Below are 18792 nucleotides of genomic sequence, written 5' to 3'. Positions count from 1 at the left end.
CCGCACCTGCACGATTGGGCCGGATGCCATATGCAGGCCGTTTTTGCGGAGGCGCAGCGACATGGAGCGTCTGACCCGGTTTCTGGCTGTGCTGACTCGTTGGGGCCTGAGTCTGTGCGCCCTTTTCGTGGTGCTGGTCGCTCTGTACGTAAGCGTCGGGCGTCAGTTGGTGCCGATGGTGGCCGAATACCGTGCCGACGTGGAAGCCAAAGCGCAGACCGCGCTGGGCATGCCGGTGAGCATTGGTCGGCTGGAAGGCAGCTGGAGCGGCTTCGCCCCTGTCTTCGTCGCCCGTGACGTAATGATCGGCGAGGGCGGTAACGCCGTTCGGCTCGATCACGTGCGGGCCATGCCTGACCTGCTCGCCAGCCTGCGGACCCGTGAAGTGCGCCTCGAACGGCTTGAGCTGGACGGGCTGCAGTTCGGCCTGAAAGAAGACCAGAACGGCCACTGGGCACTGCAAGGCCTGCCCGTACAACCGGATCAGGTCACCGATCCCGAGAAAATCCTCACTCAGATGCAGATGGTTTCGCACCTGTCGTTGTTCGACAGCCAGATCACTTTGCAGCCCTATGACCAGTCGCCCCTCACGCTGACCTATGTAAGCCTGACGCTGAAGACCGGCAGCGTGCATCAGCGCCTCGACGCCCGCCTGAACCTGCCCGACGGCCAGCCGCTGTCGATGAACGTTCGCTCCACCGTGCGCGCCCACGAATGGCGCGACGGCGAGGCCCAGGCCTACCTGAGCCTCCCGCAAAGCGACTGGTCGAAGTGGCTGCCAAAAAGTCTCACCCGCGACTGGAAGATCCAGAACCTCAAGGCCGGCGGCGAGCTGTGGCTGAACTGGGGCAAGGGCAGTCTTCAGAGCGGCGTCGCCCGTCTGAACGCACCGCAGTTCAAAGGCGCGTACGCCGACCGCAAACCTGCGCGCATCGACAATCTGGCCCTCAACGCCTGGTTTCAGCGCGACGACAAAGGCTTCAGCGCCACACTCGATTCGTTGGCGATGGACCTGAACAGCAAGCGCTGGGAGAGCCGCGTTCATCTGCAGCAGACCGCCGCGACGGCTGACGCCGAAGAGCTGTGGCACCTCCAGGCCGACCGGCTTGATCTGACGCCGATCACGCCGCTGCTCGACTCACTGGCACCGTTGCCTGACAAGGTGATGGTGGCGGTGGACCGCCTGAAGGTCACAGGCGGGTTGCGCAACGTGCTGGTCGATTACCGACCGCAGGCTGAAGCGCCCAAGCGACTGAGCTTCGCCGCCAACCTGGACAAGGTCGGTTTCGACGCTTACCATGGCGCCCCGGCAGCGGGAAACGTCAGCGGTGCCCTCAGCGGTGATCTGGGCCAGGGCGAGCTTCGCCTGGACACCGACGATTTCATGCTGCACCTGGACCCTATCTTCCGTAACGAATGGAAGTACCGTCACGCCAATGCAAAGCTGACCTGGTCGCTGGACGATCAGGGCTTCACGCTGATTGCGCCGTACATCAAGGTCGCGGGGGAGGAGGGCAATATCGCCAGCGATTTCCTCATTCGCCTGCACTTCGATCACAGCCAGGAAGACTACATGGACCTTCGCGTCGGTCTGGTCGATGGCGACGGTCGCTACACCTCCAAGTACCTGCCGGCCGTGCTCAGCCCGGCCCTCGATCAATGGCTGCGCACCGCGATTCTGGGTGGCAACGTCGATCAGGGTTTCTTCCAGTATCAGGGCTCGATCAACAAAGACGCGCCTGACGTGGCGCGGGTCATCAGCCTGTTCTTCAAGGTGCGCAACGCGAGCCTGGCGTTCCAGCCGGGATGGCCTCAGTTGAACAACGTGGACGGTGACGTGTTCGTTGAAAACAGCGGCGTACGCATTCGGGCCAACAAGGGTCAGCTGCTGAACACCCAGGTCAGCAATGTCGCGGTGGACATTCCCCATGTTCCGGCGGGGCAGTCCAGCCATCTGTTGGTGGACAGTGACCTGAAAGGCAGCCTTCAGGACGGCATGAAGATTCTTCAGGAAGCGCCAATCGGCACCGGCCAGACCTTCGCCGGCTGGCAGGCGGAAGGGCCGTTGCAGGGGCACCTCAATCTGGATATTCCGCTGGTCAAGGGGCAGGACCCCAAGGTCGTGATGGATTTCAGTACCGACAGCGCGCGGCTCAAGCTCGCCGATCCGGTGCTTGAGCTGACGCAACTGCGCGGTGACTTCCGTTTTGATTACACCAAAGGCCTGAGCGGCAAGAACATCAAGGCCGTTGCCTTCGACAAGCCGGTCAATGCCGAGATTTTCGCCGAAGGCAAACCGGGGGCGCCGGTGACGCGCATCACCGCCAGCAGCCAGATCGCCAGCAAACGCCTGACCGATTGGCTGGGCGTCACGCAGCCGCTGCCGATTTCGGGGGATCTCCCCTATCAGTTGCAGCTAACGTTGAACGGCAACGCCAGCCAGCTGCAGATCAACTCGGACCTGAAAGGGCTGGCGATTGACCTGCCGGCTCCTTTCGGCAAAACCGCCGATGACACCCGCGACACCGATTTCCGCATGAACCTGCAAGGCCCGGAGCGGCGTATCGACGTCGGCTACGGCAATATCGCCAATCTGGCGTTCGCGTCGCCGCCGGGGAAATTCGGCGACGGCCGTGGCGAGCTGTTCCTCGGTGAAGGCGGTGCGATCGTGCCGGATACCAAGGGATTGCGTGTTCGCGGTTCGTTATCCGAGTTGGACATCGCGCCCTGGCAAGCCATGGCTGGGCGTTACGCTGGCAATGACCCGGGCGGCAGCGCCAAGCAGTTGCTCAACAGTGTGGATTTGCAGATCGGCAAACTGACCGCGATGGGCACGACGCTGGAGCAAGTGGGCGTTCAGCTCCAACGCAGCAGTGCCGCGTGGGCCTTGTCGCTGGACAGCTCGAAGGTGAAAGGCACGGCGACGTTGCCGGACAGCAAAACCGCGCCGATCGACATCAGCCTGCTGTACGTGCGCCTGCCCGCGCCTGACCCGAACGCGGCAGTTGTGGAAAACGCCCCGGATCCGTTGGCAGACGTCGACCCGCGCAAGATCCCGGCGCTGGACATCAAGATCACCCAGCTGTTTCAGGGCGATCAGTTGATGGGCGCGTGGTCGCTCAAAGTCCGGCCGACGCCGAACGGCATCCAGATGGCTGACATGAATTTGGGTCTCAAAGGTATTGCGCTGCTGGGCAGTGGCGGTTGGGAAGGCACGCCGGGGGCGACCAGCAGTTGGTTCAAAGGCCAGGTGAGCGGCAAGAATCTCGCGGATGTGCTCAAGGCCTGGGGTTTCGCGCCCACGGTCACCAGTCAGGAGTTCGAGCTGAACGCTGACGGACGCTGGCCGGGCTCGCCCGCCTGGGTAGGGTTGAAGCGTTATTCCGGCAATCTGGATGCGACGCTGAAGAACGGCCAGTTCGTCGAAGTCGAAGGCGGTGCGCAGGCGCTGCGGGTGTTCGGCCTGCTCAACTTTAACTCGATAGGTCGGCGTTTGCGTCTGGACTTCTCCGACCTGCTGGGCAAGGGTCTGAGCTACGACAAAGTCAAAGGGTTGCTGGTGGCGAGCGATGGGGTGTACGTCACACGTAATCCAATCACCATGACCGGCCCGTCCACCAATCTGGAGCTCGACGGCACGCTGGACATGGTCCGCGACCGCGTCGACGCCAAGCTTCTGGTGACCCTGCCGGTGACCAATAACTTGCCGATTGCTGCGTTGATCGTCGGCGCACCGGCGATTGGCGGCGCGTTGTTTCTGGTCGACAAGTTGTTAGGTGATCGCGTATCGCGCTTCGCCAGCGTCCAGTACAAGGTCGAAGGGCCATGGAAAGAACCGAAGATCACCTTCGACAAGCCGTTCGAGAAACCGCAGTGAGGCGTAACGCCCGGCAAATGAATCTGCGGTGTAACGCCCGACGTATTCCCGGCTAAAGCCGGTCCCACTAAGTTGAAATCAGCGTGTCGAGCAAGCCCAATCCTCAGCGCTTGGAGTAGAGTGCAGTTCTATCGATCAGGGAGCGTGTATGTCCTTCGCAGTCATTCAGATGGTCAGCCAGAGCGACGTGCTCGGCAATCTGGCCCAGGCGCGCCGATTGCTGGAACAGGCCGCTGCGTCGGGCGCGAAACTGGCCGTGCTCCCGGAAAACTTCGCCGCGATGGGCCGTCGTGATGTGGCTGCCATTGGCCGCGCCGAGGCCCTTGGCGAAGGACCGATCCTGCCATGGTTGAAACTTGCCGCTCGCGACCTCACCTTATGGATAGTGGCCGGGACATTGCCGCTGCCCCCTGAAGGTCAGCCTGATGGCAAAGTCACGGCGTGTTCGTTGCTGATCGACGATCAGGGCCGGCAGGTCGCGCGTTACGACAAGCTGCACCTGTTCGACGTCGATGTCGCCGATGCACGGGGGCGCTACCGGGAATCCGACGATTACGCCCACGGCAACAATGTCGTGGTAGCCGATACGCCGGTCGGCAGGCTGGGACTTTCGGTGTGTTACGACCTTCGCTTCCCGGAGCTGTACACCGCGCTGCGGGAGGCGGGGGCTGAATTGATCACCGCGCCGTCGGCCTTTACCGCCGTCACCGGCGCGGCGCACTGGGAGATTCTGCTGCGCGCCCGGGCCATCGAAACCCAGTGCTACGTGCTGGCGGCGGCGCAAGGCGGCATTCATCCGGGGCCGAGAGAAACATTTGGGCACGCGACGATCATAGATCCATGGGGCCGCGTGCTGGCCGAGCAGGCACAGGGTGAAGCCGTGCTGCTGGCCGAACGAGACAGCGTAGAACAAGCGTCCATACGGGCGCGCATGCCGGTATCGAATCACCGGCGATTTTTTTCGCAGGCCGCCGTGCGACCTGCCAATACCCCGGAGTGAATATGAGCCACTTGTCCTCTGTCAGCGAACACCTTCTGGCACCAGGCGGCCTGAGCATCGACAGCCTGCAATCGGTGCTCGGCGAGCTGGCCGGCCCCGGCATTGATGCGGCCGACCTGTATTTTCAGGGGCAGATTTCCGAGTCCTGGGAGCTGGAAGACGGCATCGTCAAGGAAGGCAGCTTCAACCTCGACCAGGGCGTGGGTGTACGCGCTCAGTCAGGCGAGAAAACCGGCTTCGCCTACAGCAACGCCATCACCCCTGAAGCCCTGACCCAGGCGGCGCGCGCCGCACGCTCGATTTCCCGTGCTGGCCAGAACGGCCGGGTCCAGGCGTTCACCACCCAGGACGTCGCCCAGCTGTACGCGCCGAACAACCCGCTGGAAGTCATGACCCGCGCCGAGAAAGTCGAATTGCTCAAGCGTGTCGACGCCGCCACCCGTGCGCTGGACCCGCGCATTCAGCAAGTCACCGTGAGCATGGCCGGTGTCTGGGAACGCATTCTTGTGGCGTCCACTGACGGCGGTCTTGCCGCCGACGTACGCCCGCTGGTGCGCTTCAACGTCAGCGTGATCGTCGAGCAGAACGGCCGTCGTGAGCGCGGCGGACACGGCGGCGGCGGTCGCACCGATTACCGTTATTTCCTCAGCGACGACCGCGCCATGGGGTATGCCCGTGAAGCGCTGCGTCAGGCGCTGGTCAATCTTGAAGCCATTCCGGCGCCGGCGGGCACCTTGCCGGTGGTGTTGGGGTCCGGCTGGTCCGGCGTGTTGCTGCACGAAGCGGTCGGCCACGGCCTTGAGGGCGACTTCAACCGCAAAGGCAGCTCGGCCTACAGCGGTCGCATGGGCGAGATGGTCGCGTCCAAGCTCTGCACCATTGTCGATGACGGCACCCTGGCCGATCGCCGCGGTTCTCTGACCGTCGATGACGAAGGTACCCCGACCGAGTGCACCACGCTGATCGAAAACGGCGTGCTCAAGGGCTACATGCAAGACAAGCTCAATGCACGGCTGATGGGCGTCGCGCGCACGGGTAATGGTCGTCGCGAGTCCTACGCGCACCTGCCGATGCCGCGCATGACCAACACCTACATGCTCGGCGGCCAGAGCGATCCGGCGGAAATCATCGCCTCGGTCAAGCGCGGGATCTACTGCGCCAACCTCGGTGGCGGGCAGGTAGATATCACCAGCGGCAAGTTCGTGTTCTCCACCAGCGAGGCCTATCTGATCGAAGACGGCAAAATCACCGCACCGGTGAAAGGCGCGACGCTGATTGGCAACGGCCCGGAATGCATGAGCCGCGTGTCGATGGTCGGCAACGATTTGTCCCTGGACAGCGGCGTCGGCACCTGCGGCAAGGACGGTCAATCGGTTCCGGTAGGCGTCGGTCAGCCCACGCTGAAGATCGATGCGATCACCGTTGGCGGCACAGGCGGGGCTTGATAATCGAGGGGCTTGCGCCGGTTGAGTGATTCAAACGGCGCAGCAGTTCTAGCGCAGTCCGCGTTTGCTTTCGTCTAGCTCGCGGATGTATTTGAAAATTTTGCGGGTCGCGGTAGGGGCCTTGTTCTGCGCGGCTTCATGCTGAGCCTGACGGATCAGCGAGCGCAGTTGCTGACGGTCGGCGTCCGGGTATTCACTGACGAACTGCTCAAGCACGTCGTCGGTACCGGTCACCAGGCGATCACGCCAGCGTTCCAGATTGTGGAAGCGCTCGTTGTACTGGCGCGTAGAAGCGTCGAGCTGATCGAGCAGCACCAGGATTTCATCCAGATCCTGATCGCGCATCAGCTTGCCGATGAATTGAATGTGGCGTTTGCGCGCAATGTGCGCGGTGTGCTTGGAAGCATCGGCCAATGCCCGACGCAAAGGGTCGGTCAGAGGCAGCTTGGCCAGCACATCGGGCTTGAATGTCGTCAAGCGTTCGCCCAGCTCCACCAGAGCGTGAAGCTCTCGTTTGACCTGGGTTTTGCTTTTCTCTCCGTCGAAGGAGTCGTCGTAAGAATCAACCATGGGGGCCGTCCGCAAATAAACGCCGCCATGATAACCAGTCAGGGCCCGATTGTCCGGCCCGGCTGCTGAAATCAGAATTTGATGGAGAACGTCATGAGTGCATCAGAAAGCGTCGGCCCGCAGGCTTTGCCGGCATTGCAGCAGCAGGTCGAGCAGATCGTCGCTGAAGCCAAGCGTCAGGGCGCGACTGCGTGTGAAGTCGCCGTGTCGCTGGAGCAGGGCCTGTCCACCACGGTTCGCCAGCGCGAAGTCGAGACAGTCGAATTCAACCGCGATCAGGGTTTCGGCATCACCTTGTACGTGGGCCACCGCAAGGGTTCGGCCAGCACCTCCGCGAGCGGCCCCGATGCCATTCGCGAGACCGTTGCTGCGGCCCTGGCCATCGCCAAACACACCTCGGAAGATGAAGCCTCGGGGCTCGCCGACGCTGCGCTGATGGCGAAAGACCAGCCGGATTTCGACCTCTATCACCCGTGGGACATCACCCCCGAGCAGGCCATCGAACGTGCGCTGATCTGTGAAGCCGCGGCCTTCGACGCCGACAGCCGGATCAAGAACGCCGACGGCACCACGCTGAATGTACATCAGGGCTGCCGCGTCTACGGCAACAGTCACGGTTTCATCGGCGGCTATGCGTCGACCCGCCACAGCCTGAGCTGCGTGATGATCGCCGAGGGCGAAGGGCAGATGCAGCGCGACTACTGGTATGACGTGAATCGCCGTGGCGAGCTGTTGATGGACGCCAGACTCATCGGCCAGAAAGCCGGCGAGCGCGCAGCGAGCCGACTGGGCGCACGGCCGGTGCCGACTTGTGAAGTGCCGGTGCTGTTCTCGGCGGAGCTGGCGGGCGGTCTGTTCGGCAGTTTTATGGGCGCGATTTCCGGCGGCAACCTGTACCGCAAGTCGTCGTTCCTTGAAGGCGCGATCGGTCAACGTCTGTTCCCCGAGTGGATGACCATCGACGAGCGCCCGCATCTGGTCGGCGCCATGGGCAGCTCCGCGTTCGACGGCGATGGCCTGGCGACCTACGCCAAGCCGTTCGTCGAAAACGGTGATCTGGTCTCCTACATCCTCAGCACCTATTCGGGCCGCAAACTGGGCCTGCCGAGCACCGCGAACGCAGGTGGCGTGCATAACCTGTTCGTCAGCCACGGCACCGAAGACCAGGCAGCGTTGATCCGCCGGATGGGACGCGGGCTGTTGGTGACCGAGTTGATGGGCAGCGGCCTGAACATGGTCACCGGCGATTATTCTCGCGGCGCGGCGGGTTTCTGGGTCGAGAACGGCGAGATCCAGTTCCCGGTTCAGGAAGTGACCATCGCCGGCAACATGCGCGACATGTTCAAGCAGATCGTCGCCGTGGGCAGTGATCTGGAGTTGCGCAGCAACATCCGTACGGGCTCTGTGCTGATCGAAAAAATGATGGTCGCGGGCAGCTGATTTCGCCCTGTTCTGCCGCTTCACCCAAAAGGCCTGCCCCGACTTCGGCGCGGGCCTTTTTCTTGGGCGATTTCAAGCGCCGCGCGTGAACTCAATCCATCGGCGGGCTTGTTTTGATTCTTAAACTCATTTAATAATGAATCTCATTCGTTAAGTGGGCCTCGGTCATGGGCACTGTTCTGCACGAGTCGCCGTACCTGGAAAACTGGCGCGCATTGAGTCTGCGGATTCGCTGCGCGCTGGACCCGGACGAGCCGCGGCTCATCGAACACTACCTCGCAGAAGGCCGCTACCTGGCGCGCTTTACCGCCACGCCCAAATCCCTCATCTGTGAAAGCACCTTCCGCCTGCTGATCGATACCGCCAGCGACACAGCGCTGCCTTGGCATTGGCGTTGTCTGTGCCTGGACCAGGCATGGCGTCCCCTGCGTGACATGCAGGCGCTCGCCGAATCCGCTGCTCAGTTGGAGCGCGTCCAGGCCTTCGCCCAGCGCCTGGCGACCTGCGCACTGCTGCCGTCGATTCCGCTGACGGAACCCGCGCCATCGAATCCGCAAAACGCCCTGCCGACGGCTTTTGATCGCCGGCGCCACTCGTGAGGACCTGCGCCATGGAGCAATGGAAACGTACCATCCTGAGCGGTAACAGTTGCTTCAACCGAGGCGACCTGATCGATGCGCGCGAGCTGTACCTGCAGGCCCTCGCGCTGGCGCAGGTGCTCTTCGACCGCTGGAGCGTCGCCGATGAGGCCGTGGCGGCGTTCGTGATTTCGCACCACAACCTGGCGGATCTGCACCTGAGCCTGGGTCAGCCGGAGGAGAGCGCCGAATACCTCTGCGCCGTCCATCAGCGCCTGTTGAATGTGATTCAGGACACGCAAATGACGCCTGCCCTGCGACAGGCGGCGCTGCGGCACAGTAATAAAACCTACAGCGAACTCTTGGGTTTCGTCGGCCAATACGGCGAGTACCCACGCACCCGTCGCCTGCTCAACAGTAACGGCGAACATTCCCGCTCGGCGCTTCAGCATCATGCTGCCCGCGCCGGCACCCTCTCGTTTGGAGTCCACTGACATGCCGTTTACCTTGCCTGCCTTGCCCTATGCCTACGATGCGCTCGAGCCGCACATCGACGCGCAGACCATGGAAATCCACTACAGCAAGCACCACCAGACCTACATCAACAACCTCAACGCAGCCGTTGAGGGCACTGAATACGCCGAGTGGCCCATCGAGAAGCTGGTCGCCAGCGTCGCCGAGCTTCCGGAAAAACTGCGCCCGGCGGTGATCAATCAGGGCGGCGGTCATGCCAACCATTCACTGTTCTGGGAAGTCATGAGCCCCCAGGGCGGCGGGGTGCCAAGCGGTGCGCTGGCGACGGCGATCGACGAGCAAGTGGGCGGATTCGACGCGTTCAAGGACGCCTTCACCAAAGCGGCGCTGACCCGCTTCGGCAGCGGCTGGGCCTGGCTGAGCGTTACCCCGGACAAAAAACTCGTTGTGGAAAGCAGCGGCAATCAGGACAGCCCGCTCATGAACGGCAACATGCCGATCCTCGGGCTGGACGTCTGGGAGCATGCCTATTACCTGCGCTACCAGAACCGTCGTCCGGAATACATCGCCGCGTTCTACAACGTCGTCAACTGGGATGCGGTTGCCAAGCGCTACACAGCGGCGCTCGGCTGAAATTTCCCCGACCTTGGATAAGGCGATTTATGCGCTCGGACATACTGGCCCTCGGCAGCGTGCGGTTATTGCGACTGGCATTGGGTTCGATTCTGGTCCTCGTCGGCACCGGCCTGCTGGTGGCCCAGGGACTTTCATGGGTTGCACTTGAGCCCAGAATGTTGCGAGCGCTTGAGGGCGGCGCCATCTGCGCATTGGGCACCGCGCTGGGTGCGGTGCCGGTGCTGGTGATTCGCGGCATGCCGGTGGCGGTGTCCGACGGCCTGCTGGGATTCGGCGCCGGTATCATGTTGGCAGCGACGGCGTTTTCATTGATTGTGCCGGGCTTGGGCGCGGCCCACGATCTGGGTTTTACCCCGTGGGGCGCCGGTGCGTTGGTCAGCTTCGGGATATTGCTCGGCGCGGCGGGCCTGTTTCTGGTCGACACGCTGGTCTCCAGAGGGCCGCAATTATCGGCGGTGGCCGGGAAACCGGCGATCCCCTCGAACATCTGGCTGTTTGTGATTGCCATCATTGCCCACAACATTCCCGAAGGCATGGCGGTGGGCGTGTCGGCGGGTGGTGGTCTGGCTCATGCCGACAGCCTGGCGATGGGTATTGCCATTCAGGACGTGCCGGAAGGGCTGGTCATTGCGCTGGTGCTGGCGTCTGCCGGCATGTCCCGGCTCAAGGCGTTTTTGATCGGCGCGGCGTCCGGTTTGGTCGAGCCGGTGTTCGCCGTGCTCTGCGCCTGGCTGGTGGAAGTGGCCGCGTTGCTGTTGCCGGTGGGCCTGGCGCTGGCGGCCGGGGCGATGCTGCTGGTGGTGACCCACGAAGTTATCCCCGAATCCCGCCGCAACGGTCACGACAAAATTGCGAGCGTCGGATTGCTGGTCGGGTTCTGCCTGATGATGGTGATGGACACGGCGTTGGCCTGAGGATGAGTGTAGGTGAAGGCCTGCCTCAGCCCAGCTTCGACAGCGTCATGGCGTCCGGTTTGCCGTCAAAAAACGCCTCAAGCACTTCCTGAAAAACGCGCGTATCAGGCGCGACCGCTGCAAACAGCGTCATGCTTGATCGCAGCTTCATGTCGTCTGGCGAGCCCATGATCTGCATGGAGCTGCGGTCTTTCCATTCAAGCAACGCCTCGCAACAGCACGCCAGCCGTTCGCCCAGTACCGGATGCTGTAAATAAGCGATCGCCTCCTTGCGCCCGCTGATGCCGTACCGCCGGGCCATGTCGCTGTGGCCCAGACCCGCCAGTTGCGGGAACACGAACCACATCCAGTGCGACTGTTTACGCCCGGATTTGAGCTCCGACAATGCGCGTTCGTGCATGGATGCCTGCGCCTCGACAAATCGCTGCAGGTCAAATGGATCGTTCATGGCTGACTCCTCACCATGACCACAGCCTCTCGCCGTGCTTGGGATTCAGACTACCGCAGCAGGCAATGTTTCCAGCGTTTTCAGGCGCCCGCTCCTCAGGTGGATAAAAACCCTTATAATCCTGCGCCTATTTCCTCTGATGCGAGATCCGCCGTGAGCTTACCGCCGTGCCCAAAATGCAGTTCCGAGTACACCTACGAAGATGGCAGCCAGTTCGTGTGCCCGGAATGCGCCCACGAATGGTCGGCTGACGGCGCCAGCGCCGAAGCGGGCGATGACACCAAGGTCATCAAGGACGCAGTGGGCAACACCCTGCAGGACGGCGACACCGTCACGGTCATCAAGGACCTTAAAGTCAAAGGCTCGTCGCTGGTGGTCAAGGTCGGCACCAAGGTCAAAAACATCCGACTGGTGGACGGCGATCACGACATCGACTGCAAAATCGACGGCATCGGCGCGATGAAGCTGAAGTCCGAGTTTGTGAAGAAGGGTTGATTGTCACGAGGTTCGTTCCTCACGCTCCACGTGGGAACGATCAAGCCAATTATGGATTGTTGGGGCATGTAGTGTGAAAGACTCAATCTTGCTGCTGGCAGTCGCTGTGATTGTCGCCCTTGTTGCGTGGGTGTTCTGGCACTACGTCGGTCTGAACGGTTTTGAACTCCTAAGCACTTTAATTATTGTGTCGCTTGCGGTGGACAACACGCGCTTGCGGCGCGAGTTGAAAAAGCGCAGAGCTTAGTCGGTAGGTGCGTCCATGCGGCCTCGCTATTGTGCGCGGTGATCGTTCCTCACGCTCCGCGTGGGAACGATCATGGTGGAGTGACAAGCGCCCACTCAACTCGGCAAATTGATCCCGAACGTATTCACCCCATGCTCGCTGCGCACGAACACGGTGCCGCCGTGCATCAGGGCGATGGCTTTGACGATCGCCAGGCCAAGCCCGTGGTTGGCGCCGCTGTTGCTGCGCGAGGCGTCGACGCGGTAGAAGCGCTCGAACAGTTTCGGCAGATGCTCCTCGGCGATCGGCGCGCCGGGATTGGTCACGCCGATGCTGACGTGATCGCCCTCATCGCGAATATCCACATGAATCAACTGCCCTGGCGAGGTGTGCTGCACCGCATTGTGCAGCAGGTTGATCAGCGCCCGGCGCAAGTGCGCGGTTTCAATGGGCGCGTTGGCATCGCCACGCACCTCAACCTGTACCTGGGCGTCTTCCAGAATGAAATCCAGATAATCCAGGGTCTTCGCCACTTCTTGGGCGAGCGAGGCCTGGGTCAGTTGCGTGGCCTTGCTGCCCTGATCGGCGCTGGCCAGAAACAGCATGTCATTGATGATTGAGCGCAGCCGTTCGAGCTCTTCGAGGTTGGATTGCAGCACCTCGAAGTAATGCTCGGCCGATCGCCCTCGGGTCAGCGCGACCTGGGTCTGGCCGATAAGATTGGTCAGCGGCGAGCGCAGTTCATGGGCGACGTCGGCGTTGAACGACTCCAGCCGCGAATAGGCCTGCTCGACCCGGTCCAGCGTCGAGTTGAACGAGGTCACGAACTGATCCAGCTCCGGCGGCAAATGCGCCAACTGCAGGCGTCCGCTCAATCGCGGCGGCGTCAGTTTGCGCGCCTCCAGCGACAGCTCCGTCAGTGGTTTCAGGCCAATGCGCGCCACCCAGTAACCCAGTGCTGAGGCGAGGAGAATGCCGACGGCCGCCAGACTGATCAGCGCGATGAGCAGGGAGTGTTGGGTCTGCCAGAAGGTTTCGGTGTCGACCGCTGTGAGAAAACGCAGCGGCGGGCGTTGATCTTTCGCCGGGAACTGACTGACCAGCACCTTGAACGGGTAATCATGGCCGCTCAGGTTCAGGTCGCGCATGCCCAAGGGGCCCTTGGCGAAGGCGCGGATTTCGGCATCGGGGTTACCGAATTCATAGGTCGGGTTGTCGCTGACCACCCAGAAGCGCAGGCGTTTGTCTTCCTCGCTGAGCAGCCTGAGCTTGGCGTTGATCTTCGCCCAGTGCTCAGGCGTGCCGTAACGCTGGACGGCTGATTCGAGCACGCTGTAACGGGCATCGACTTCGGCTTCCGGCAGCAGACCCAGGCCCTTGTCCACTTGCAGGTAAAGCGCCCAGCCGATCAACAGAAACACCAGCAGCGCCACGAGGGCGAACATGCCGCTCAGGCGCAGGGCGATGGAGTTAGTCGACACGACGGCTCTCCAGCACGTAACCCATGCCGCGAATGGTGTGCAGCAGTTTCTGCTCGAACGGCCCGTCGAGCTTGGCGCGCAGACGCTTGATCGCGACTTCGACGACGTTGGCATCGCTGTCGAAATTTACGTCCCAGACCATCTCGGCAATCGACGTCTTCGACAGGATTTCCCCCTGACGCCGCGCCAGTACGCTGAGCAGCGAAAACTCCTTGGCGGTGAGGTCCAGACGCACGCCGGCCCGCGTGGCCTTGCGGCTGATCAGGTCGATCCACAAATCAGCGACGCTGATCTGCACCGGCTCGTGACCGCCGCTGCGCCGGGTCAGGGCTTGCAGGCGCGCGACCAGTTCCAGAAACGAGAACGGCTTGCCCAGGTAATCGTCAGCGCCTTCGCGCAGGCCGCGTATGCGATCGTCGACGTTCTCACGGGCGGTGAGCATGATCACCGGCGTTTGTTTGCGCGCGCGCAGGGCACGCAGCACGCCATAACCGTCGAGGCCCGGCAGCATGACGTCGAGAATGATCACCGCGTATTCACTCTCCAGCGCCATGTGCAGGCCTTCGATGCCCTCGCGCGCAACGTCGGTGGTGTAACCCTGCTCGGTCAGGCCCCGGTGCAGGTAATCGGCGGTTTTCTCTTCGTCTTCGATAATCAGGACACGCATCGGTCCACGCTCACTTGTTGATGCTTACTTATAGGTGCTTGTTTCAACGGCCTGCTTTTCCGCGACCCGTTCGGCTGCAGCCGGCTTGGACGCTGGCGAGCCTGGCGCTGTCGAGTCCGGCGTGGGACGCTGGCGATGGAAAAGTCGCTCAAGCTGCAGGTAGATCACGGGCGTGGTGAACAGCGTCAGCGCCTGGCTCACCAGCAATCCCCCGACAACGGCAATGCCCAACGGCTGACGCAGTTCAGCGCCGACACCATAACCGAGCATCAAGGGCAGCGCGCCGAGCAATGCGGCGAGCGTGGTCATGATGATGGGACGGAAGCGCGTCAGACACGCTTCGTAGATGGCATCGCGCGGGGACATCCCGCGATTGCGTTGAGCGTCCAGCGCGAAGTCCACCAGCAGGATGCCGTTCTTCTTGACGATGCCGATCAGCAGCACGATCCCGATCAGGCCCATGATCGAAAAGTCCTGCCCCATCAGCCACAGCAGCAACAGCGCACCGATACCGGCGGAGGGCAGGGTGGAAATGATTGTCAGCGGATGGACGAAGCTTTCATAAAGCACGCCAAGGATGATGTACACCGCCACCAGCGCGGCAAGAATCAGCCACGGCTGGTTGGCCAGCGAACTCTGGAACGCCTGGGCGGCGCCCTGGAAGTTGCCAATGATCGAGGCCGGCATGCCGATCTCGTTCTTCGCCTGATCGAGCAGCACCACGGCATCCCCCAGCGCCACGCCCGCCGACAGGTTGAACGACAGGTTGGCGGCCGGGAACATGCCGTCATGGCTGATCGACAACGGGCCCATCTTCGGCGCACCGACCTTGGCCAGCGCCGACAGCGGCACCATTTCATTGGTCAGCGGCGAGCGCAGGTAAAAGTAGTTCAGGCTTTCGGCCTTGCCGCGCTGTTGCGGCTCCAGCTCCAGAATGACTTTGTACTGGTTGATGTCGGTCTGGTATTCGTTGATCTGCCGCTGACCAAAGGCGTCGTACAGCGCCTGATCCACATCCGCCGTGGTCAGGCCGAAGCGCGCCGCGGCGCTGCGGTCGATATCCAGGTGCGTGACGCTGCCGCCCAGTTGCAAATCGTTGGAGAGGTCGCGGAAAGCCGGCAGGGTTTTCAGCTTATCGGTCAGCTTCTGCGTCCAGACATTCAGCAGCGCGCCGTCGTTACTCTTGAGCACGTACTGATACTGCGCGCGGCTCGGACCGGAGCTCAGGTTGATGTCCTGCCCGGCCCGCAGGTACAGGACGATGCCGGGGATCTGCGCCAGTTTCGGCCGGATCCGGTCAATGAACTGGCTGGCCGTCACATCCCGGTCTTCGCGGTCCTTGAGGGCAATCCACACCCGGCCGTTGGCGATCGTCTGGTTACTGCCGCTGACGCCGACCGAGTGCGAGAACGCCTTGACCGCCGGATCGGCCGCGATGATTTTCGCCAGCTGCTTGTGCTTCTCGATCATGTCCGGGAAGGAAATATCCGCCGCCGCTTCGCTCGTGCCCAGCACCATGCCGGTGTCCTGCACCGGGAAGAAACCTTTGGGGATCAGCACATAGCCGACCACCGCCAGCACCAGGGTCAGGCCGAAAATCCCCATCATCAATCGCTGGTGGGCGAGGGCGAAGCGCACGCCGCGGGCATACCGCGCGAGCAGTCGCTCACCGAAGCCGGGCTTGGCGTGGGGATCGTGTTTCGGTGCGCGCATGAACAGCGCTGCAAGGGTCGGCGCCAGGGTCAGCGAGACCACCACCGAAATCAGAATGGTCGACGTCGCGGTCAGCGCGAACTCCTTGAACAGCCTGCCGACCACGCCGCCCATGAACAGCAGCGGAATGAATGCGGCAATCAGCGAGAAGCTGATCGACACCACGGTGAAGCCGATTTCGCTGGAACCCTTGATCGCCGCATCGCGCATGCTTTCGCCGGCTTCCAGGTGACGGTGGATGTTCTCCACCACGACAATCGCATCGTCGACGACAAACCCCACCGCCACCACGATCGCCACCAGGGTCAGGTTATTCAGGCTGAAGCCGAGCACGTACATCAGCGCGAAGCTGGCGACGAGGGACACACCCAGCACGGCGGTCACGATCAGCGTCGCGGAGAGCTGGCGCAGAAACAGCGCCATGACCGCGATGACCAGGGCGATGGCGATCAGCAGCGTCATTTCCACTTCATGCAGTGACGCGCGAATGGTTTTGGTCCGGTCGCTGAGCACCGAGACGTCCACCGAAGCCGGGAGCATTTCCTGCAACTTGGGCAACTGGCCGAGCACGCGATCGACCGTCTCGACGATGTTCGCGCCGGGCTGGCGGAACACCACGATGTTCACGCCCTGCTGATCCCCGGACCAGGCCCGTACGTAGGCGTTTTCCGAACCGTTGATAACCCGCGCCACGTCACGCAAATGAACCGGCGCGCCGTCTTTGTAGGAAACGATCAGTTGTTCGTAGTCTTTCGCCTGAAACAGCTGGTCGTTGGAGGCGAGGGTGGAAATGCTGTCTTTGCCGTACAACGCACCCTTGGCCAGGTTGAGGCTGGTCTGCTGCAGGGATTCACGCAGATCGGCAAGGGTCAGCCCGATCGACGCAAGTTTTTCGGGCGCCGCCTGGACACGGATCGCCGGACGTTGCTGGCCGGTGATGTTGACCTGACCGACGCCGTCGATCTGACTCAACTGACGCGCCAGCAGGGATTCGGTGACGTCGCTGAGTTCGGTGCCGGGCATCAGGTTCGAGCTGACGCTGAGGATCAGCACCGGGCTGTCCGCCGGGTTGACCTTGCGCCAGGTCGGCAGCGTTGGCAAATCCGCGGGCAAGCGTCCGGCTGCCGTGTTGATGGCTGCCTGCACTTCCTGCGCGGCGGTGTCGATGCTTTTGTTGAGGGTGAATTGCAGTGTCAGATTGGTCGAGCCCAGCGCGCTGCTCGACGTCATCTGGGTCATGCCGGGAATGGCGCTGAACTGCACTTCAAGGGGCGTCGCCACCGAAGACGCCATGGTTTCCGGGCTGGCGCCGGGTAACTGGGCGGCGACCTGAATCGTCGGAAATTCAGCTTCCGGCAGCGGCGCCACCGGCAGGCGAGGGAAGGCGATGCAGCCCAGCAGCACCAGCGCGAATGTCAGCAGAACCGTGGCGATCGGGTGGTTGACGCACCATGCGGAGATAGAACCGCGGCTGTTCATTTTGCCGCCCCGGTGGAGTCGGCCAGGGTGTCCACAGGATCACCCTTGACCACCTCGATCCGCGCGCCGTTTTTCAAGCGCGACTGACCGTCGCTGACCAGCACGTCATTGGCCTCCACCCCGCTGATGAGCATCAGGTCGCTGTCCTGATACAGCACGTTGACCGGCACCACCTCGGCGGTGTCGCCTTTGATCCGGTACACGTAATGCTGGTCGATGCCGCGCTGCACCACTTGCGGCGGAACCTTCAGGGCACCGCGGTCGATGGCGGTCTGAATGCGCACGGTCACCAGTTGCCCGGGCCACAGCTTCTCTGAAGCGTTGTCGAATATCGCTTTGGCGCGAATGGTGCCCGTGCTGGCCGCCACCTGATTGTCGATCAGCAACAACTTGCCCTGACCCAGGAGCGTGCCGGTCGCGCCTTCGCCGAGGTAAGCGTTGACCGGCGCGGGCGTGCTGGAGGCGATCAGGTCATGGAGCGTAGGCAGCATCTGCTGCGGCAGGGAAAACTCGACCGCCACCGGGTCGATCTGCGTCACCGAGAACAGCCCGGTCGCATCGCTGACGCGCAGGAAGTTGCCTTCATCAACGTTGCGGATGCCGACCCGGCCTGTCACGGGCGACCGTATTTGCGTGTAGGAAAGCTGTACCTGCGAGGCATTGATCGACGCCTGATTGCCCAGCGCCGTGGCCTTGAGTTGATCGACCAGCGCTTGCTGCTGATCGTACTGCTGTTTGGAGATGCTGTTGTCGACGGTCAGTAGCTTGTAGCGCTTGAGGTCGACATTGGCCACGTTCAACTGCGCCTGGCTCTGGGTCAACAGCGCTTTGGCCTGATCGAGGGCAGCGCGGATCGAACGATCATCGATGGTTGCCAGCAGATCACCCGCCTTGACCAGCTGCCCTTCCTTTACCAGCACTTTGGTCAGAATGCCGTCCACCTGAGGGCGAATCACCACGCTTTGCAGCGACAGCACCGAGCCGATCCCGGTGACATAACGCGGCACGTCTTCCTGAGTCACGTTGATCACGCGTACCGGTACGGCAACGGGGGCGCTGACTTTTTTCGCGGCGGGGCGATTCAATGCCCAGACGCCTGTCACTACGAGCACGACCAGCAGGGTCGCGAGCATCACGATTTTGTTCTTCTTCTGCATACAGGGACAGGCCAACCAGTGAATGAGGGGCGTAACCGGGAGCGTCCTTTATAACCCTTTGACCCGGTCAGCAAAATGACTGCTGCCTGTCAATATTGTCAGGTGAATAAGGGCAGACGATGAACGTGGGTAAAGAAACAATGCCGCAGGGCGATACCCAAATAGAAGCCACGAGTTTCGATGAACGAGTTC

General features: G+C 62.2%; 15 protein-coding genes. 9 read left to right on the top strand and 6 right to left on the bottom strand.

Going from position 1 to position 18792, the window contains the following annotated elements; all coding sequences use genetic code 11:
• Positions 1-61: 61 nt before the first annotated feature.
• The 3 genes from QWI20_RS05350 (at position 62) to tldD (ending at position 6322) form a co-directional block, all read left to right on the top strand.
• Positions 62-3877: a YhdP family protein gene (locus QWI20_RS05350; RefSeq protein ID WP_369304526.1), complete on the top strand. Its 3816-nt coding sequence runs from the start codon at positions 62-64 to the stop codon at positions 3875-3877.
• 148 nt (positions 3878-4025) lie between these two features.
• Complete coding sequence (locus QWI20_RS05345; RefSeq protein ID WP_369304525.1) at positions 4026-4877, top strand: carbon-nitrogen hydrolase family protein; 852 nt, start codon at positions 4026-4028, stop codon at positions 4875-4877.
• A gap of 2 nt (positions 4878-4879) precedes the next feature.
• Entirely contained in the window at positions 4880-6322 is a 1443-nt protein-coding gene (tldD, locus tag QWI20_RS05340) for a metalloprotease TldD (protein WP_369304524.1), read from the top strand.
• Between the two features lie 48 nt (positions 6323-6370).
• On the opposite strand, the gene yjgA is transcribed toward tldD, so the two are convergent.
• Positions 6371-6892 (bottom strand): ribosome biogenesis factor YjgA, encoded by a 522-nt coding sequence (gene yjgA / locus QWI20_RS05335; protein ID WP_133776245.1) that lies wholly within the window; start codon positions 6890-6892, stop codon positions 6371-6373.
• 93 nt (positions 6893-6985) lie between these two features.
• On the opposite strand from yjgA, the gene pmbA reads away from it, so the two are divergent.
• From pmbA to QWI20_RS05310, 5 genes are all read left to right on the top strand, one after another.
• Positions 6986-8332, top strand: coding sequence for a metalloprotease PmbA (gene pmbA, locus QWI20_RS05330; protein WP_369304523.1), 1347 nt, complete (start codon positions 6986-6988; stop codon positions 8330-8332).
• A gap of 167 nt (positions 8333-8499) precedes the next feature.
• On the top strand, positions 8500-8931 hold the full coding sequence (locus QWI20_RS05325; protein WP_369304522.1) for a FagA protein: 432 nt from the start codon (positions 8500-8502) through the stop codon (positions 8929-8931).
• An 11-nt stretch (positions 8932-8942) separates the two neighbouring features.
• Positions 8943-9404 carry a hypothetical protein gene (locus tag QWI20_RS05320; RefSeq protein WP_369304521.1) on the top strand — a complete coding sequence of 154 codons (462 nt, stop codon included), beginning with the start codon at positions 8943-8945 and terminating at the stop codon, positions 9402-9404.
• Position 9405: 1 nt separating this feature from the next.
• Positions 9406-10017 carry a superoxide dismutase gene (locus QWI20_RS05315; RefSeq protein WP_369304520.1) on the top strand — a complete coding sequence of 204 codons (612 nt, stop codon included), beginning with the start codon at positions 9406-9408 and terminating at the stop codon, positions 10015-10017.
• A gap of 29 nt (positions 10018-10046) precedes the next feature.
• Positions 10047-10934, top strand: a complete 888-nt coding sequence (locus QWI20_RS05310) for a ZIP family metal transporter (protein WP_369304519.1) — start codon at positions 10047-10049, stop codon at positions 10932-10934.
• Between the two features lie 25 nt (positions 10935-10959).
• Here the strand turns inward: QWI20_RS05310 and QWI20_RS05305 are convergent, their stop codons facing one another.
• Entirely contained in the window at positions 10960-11382 is a 423-nt protein-coding gene (locus QWI20_RS05305; RefSeq protein WP_369304518.1) for a DUF1810 domain-containing protein, read from the bottom strand.
• A 153-nt stretch (positions 11383-11535) separates the two neighbouring features.
• Here QWI20_RS05305 and QWI20_RS05300 point away from each other — a divergent pair, with 153 nt between their 5' ends.
• Complete coding sequence (locus tag QWI20_RS05300) at positions 11536-11877, top strand: zinc ribbon domain-containing protein YjdM (RefSeq protein ID WP_074886446.1); 342 nt, start codon at positions 11536-11538, stop codon at positions 11875-11877.
• Positions 11878-12219: 342 nt separating this feature from the next.
• On the opposite strand, the gene QWI20_RS05295 is transcribed toward QWI20_RS05300, so the two are convergent.
• Genes QWI20_RS05295 through QWI20_RS05280 form a run of 4 tightly spaced genes read right to left on the bottom strand, consistent with a single transcriptional unit; the run spans position 12220 to position 18600 of the window.
• Positions 12220-13584, bottom strand: coding sequence for a heavy metal sensor histidine kinase (locus QWI20_RS05295; RefSeq protein WP_369304517.1), 1365 nt, complete (start codon positions 13582-13584; stop codon positions 12220-12222).
• Positions 13574-14251, bottom strand: a complete 678-nt coding sequence (locus QWI20_RS05290; protein ID WP_122534987.1) for a heavy metal response regulator transcription factor — start codon at positions 14249-14251, stop codon at positions 13574-13576. Before QWI20_RS05290 ends, QWI20_RS05295 begins: the two co-directional genes overlap by 11 nt.
• 24 nt (positions 14252-14275) lie before the next feature.
• Positions 14276-17443, bottom strand: coding sequence for a multidrug efflux RND transporter permease subunit (locus QWI20_RS05285; protein WP_369304515.1), 3168 nt, complete (start codon positions 17441-17443; stop codon positions 14276-14278).
• Positions 17440-18600 carry an efflux RND transporter periplasmic adaptor subunit gene (locus tag QWI20_RS05280; RefSeq protein WP_369304514.1) on the bottom strand — a complete coding sequence of 387 codons (1161 nt, stop codon included), beginning with the start codon at positions 18598-18600 and terminating at the stop codon, positions 17440-17442. The genes QWI20_RS05285 and QWI20_RS05280 overlap by 4 nt, the downstream gene beginning before the upstream one ends.
• Positions 18601-18792 lie beyond the last annotated feature (192 nt).

The sequence above is a fragment of the Pseudomonas sp. W2-17 genome, assembly GCF_041060445.1.
In the GTDB taxonomy this organism is placed as follows: domain Bacteria; phylum Pseudomonadota; class Gammaproteobacteria; order Pseudomonadales; family Pseudomonadaceae; genus Aquipseudomonas.
Note: the sequence above shows the minus strand (reverse complement) of the source record. Positions and strands in the feature narration are given on the sequence as shown.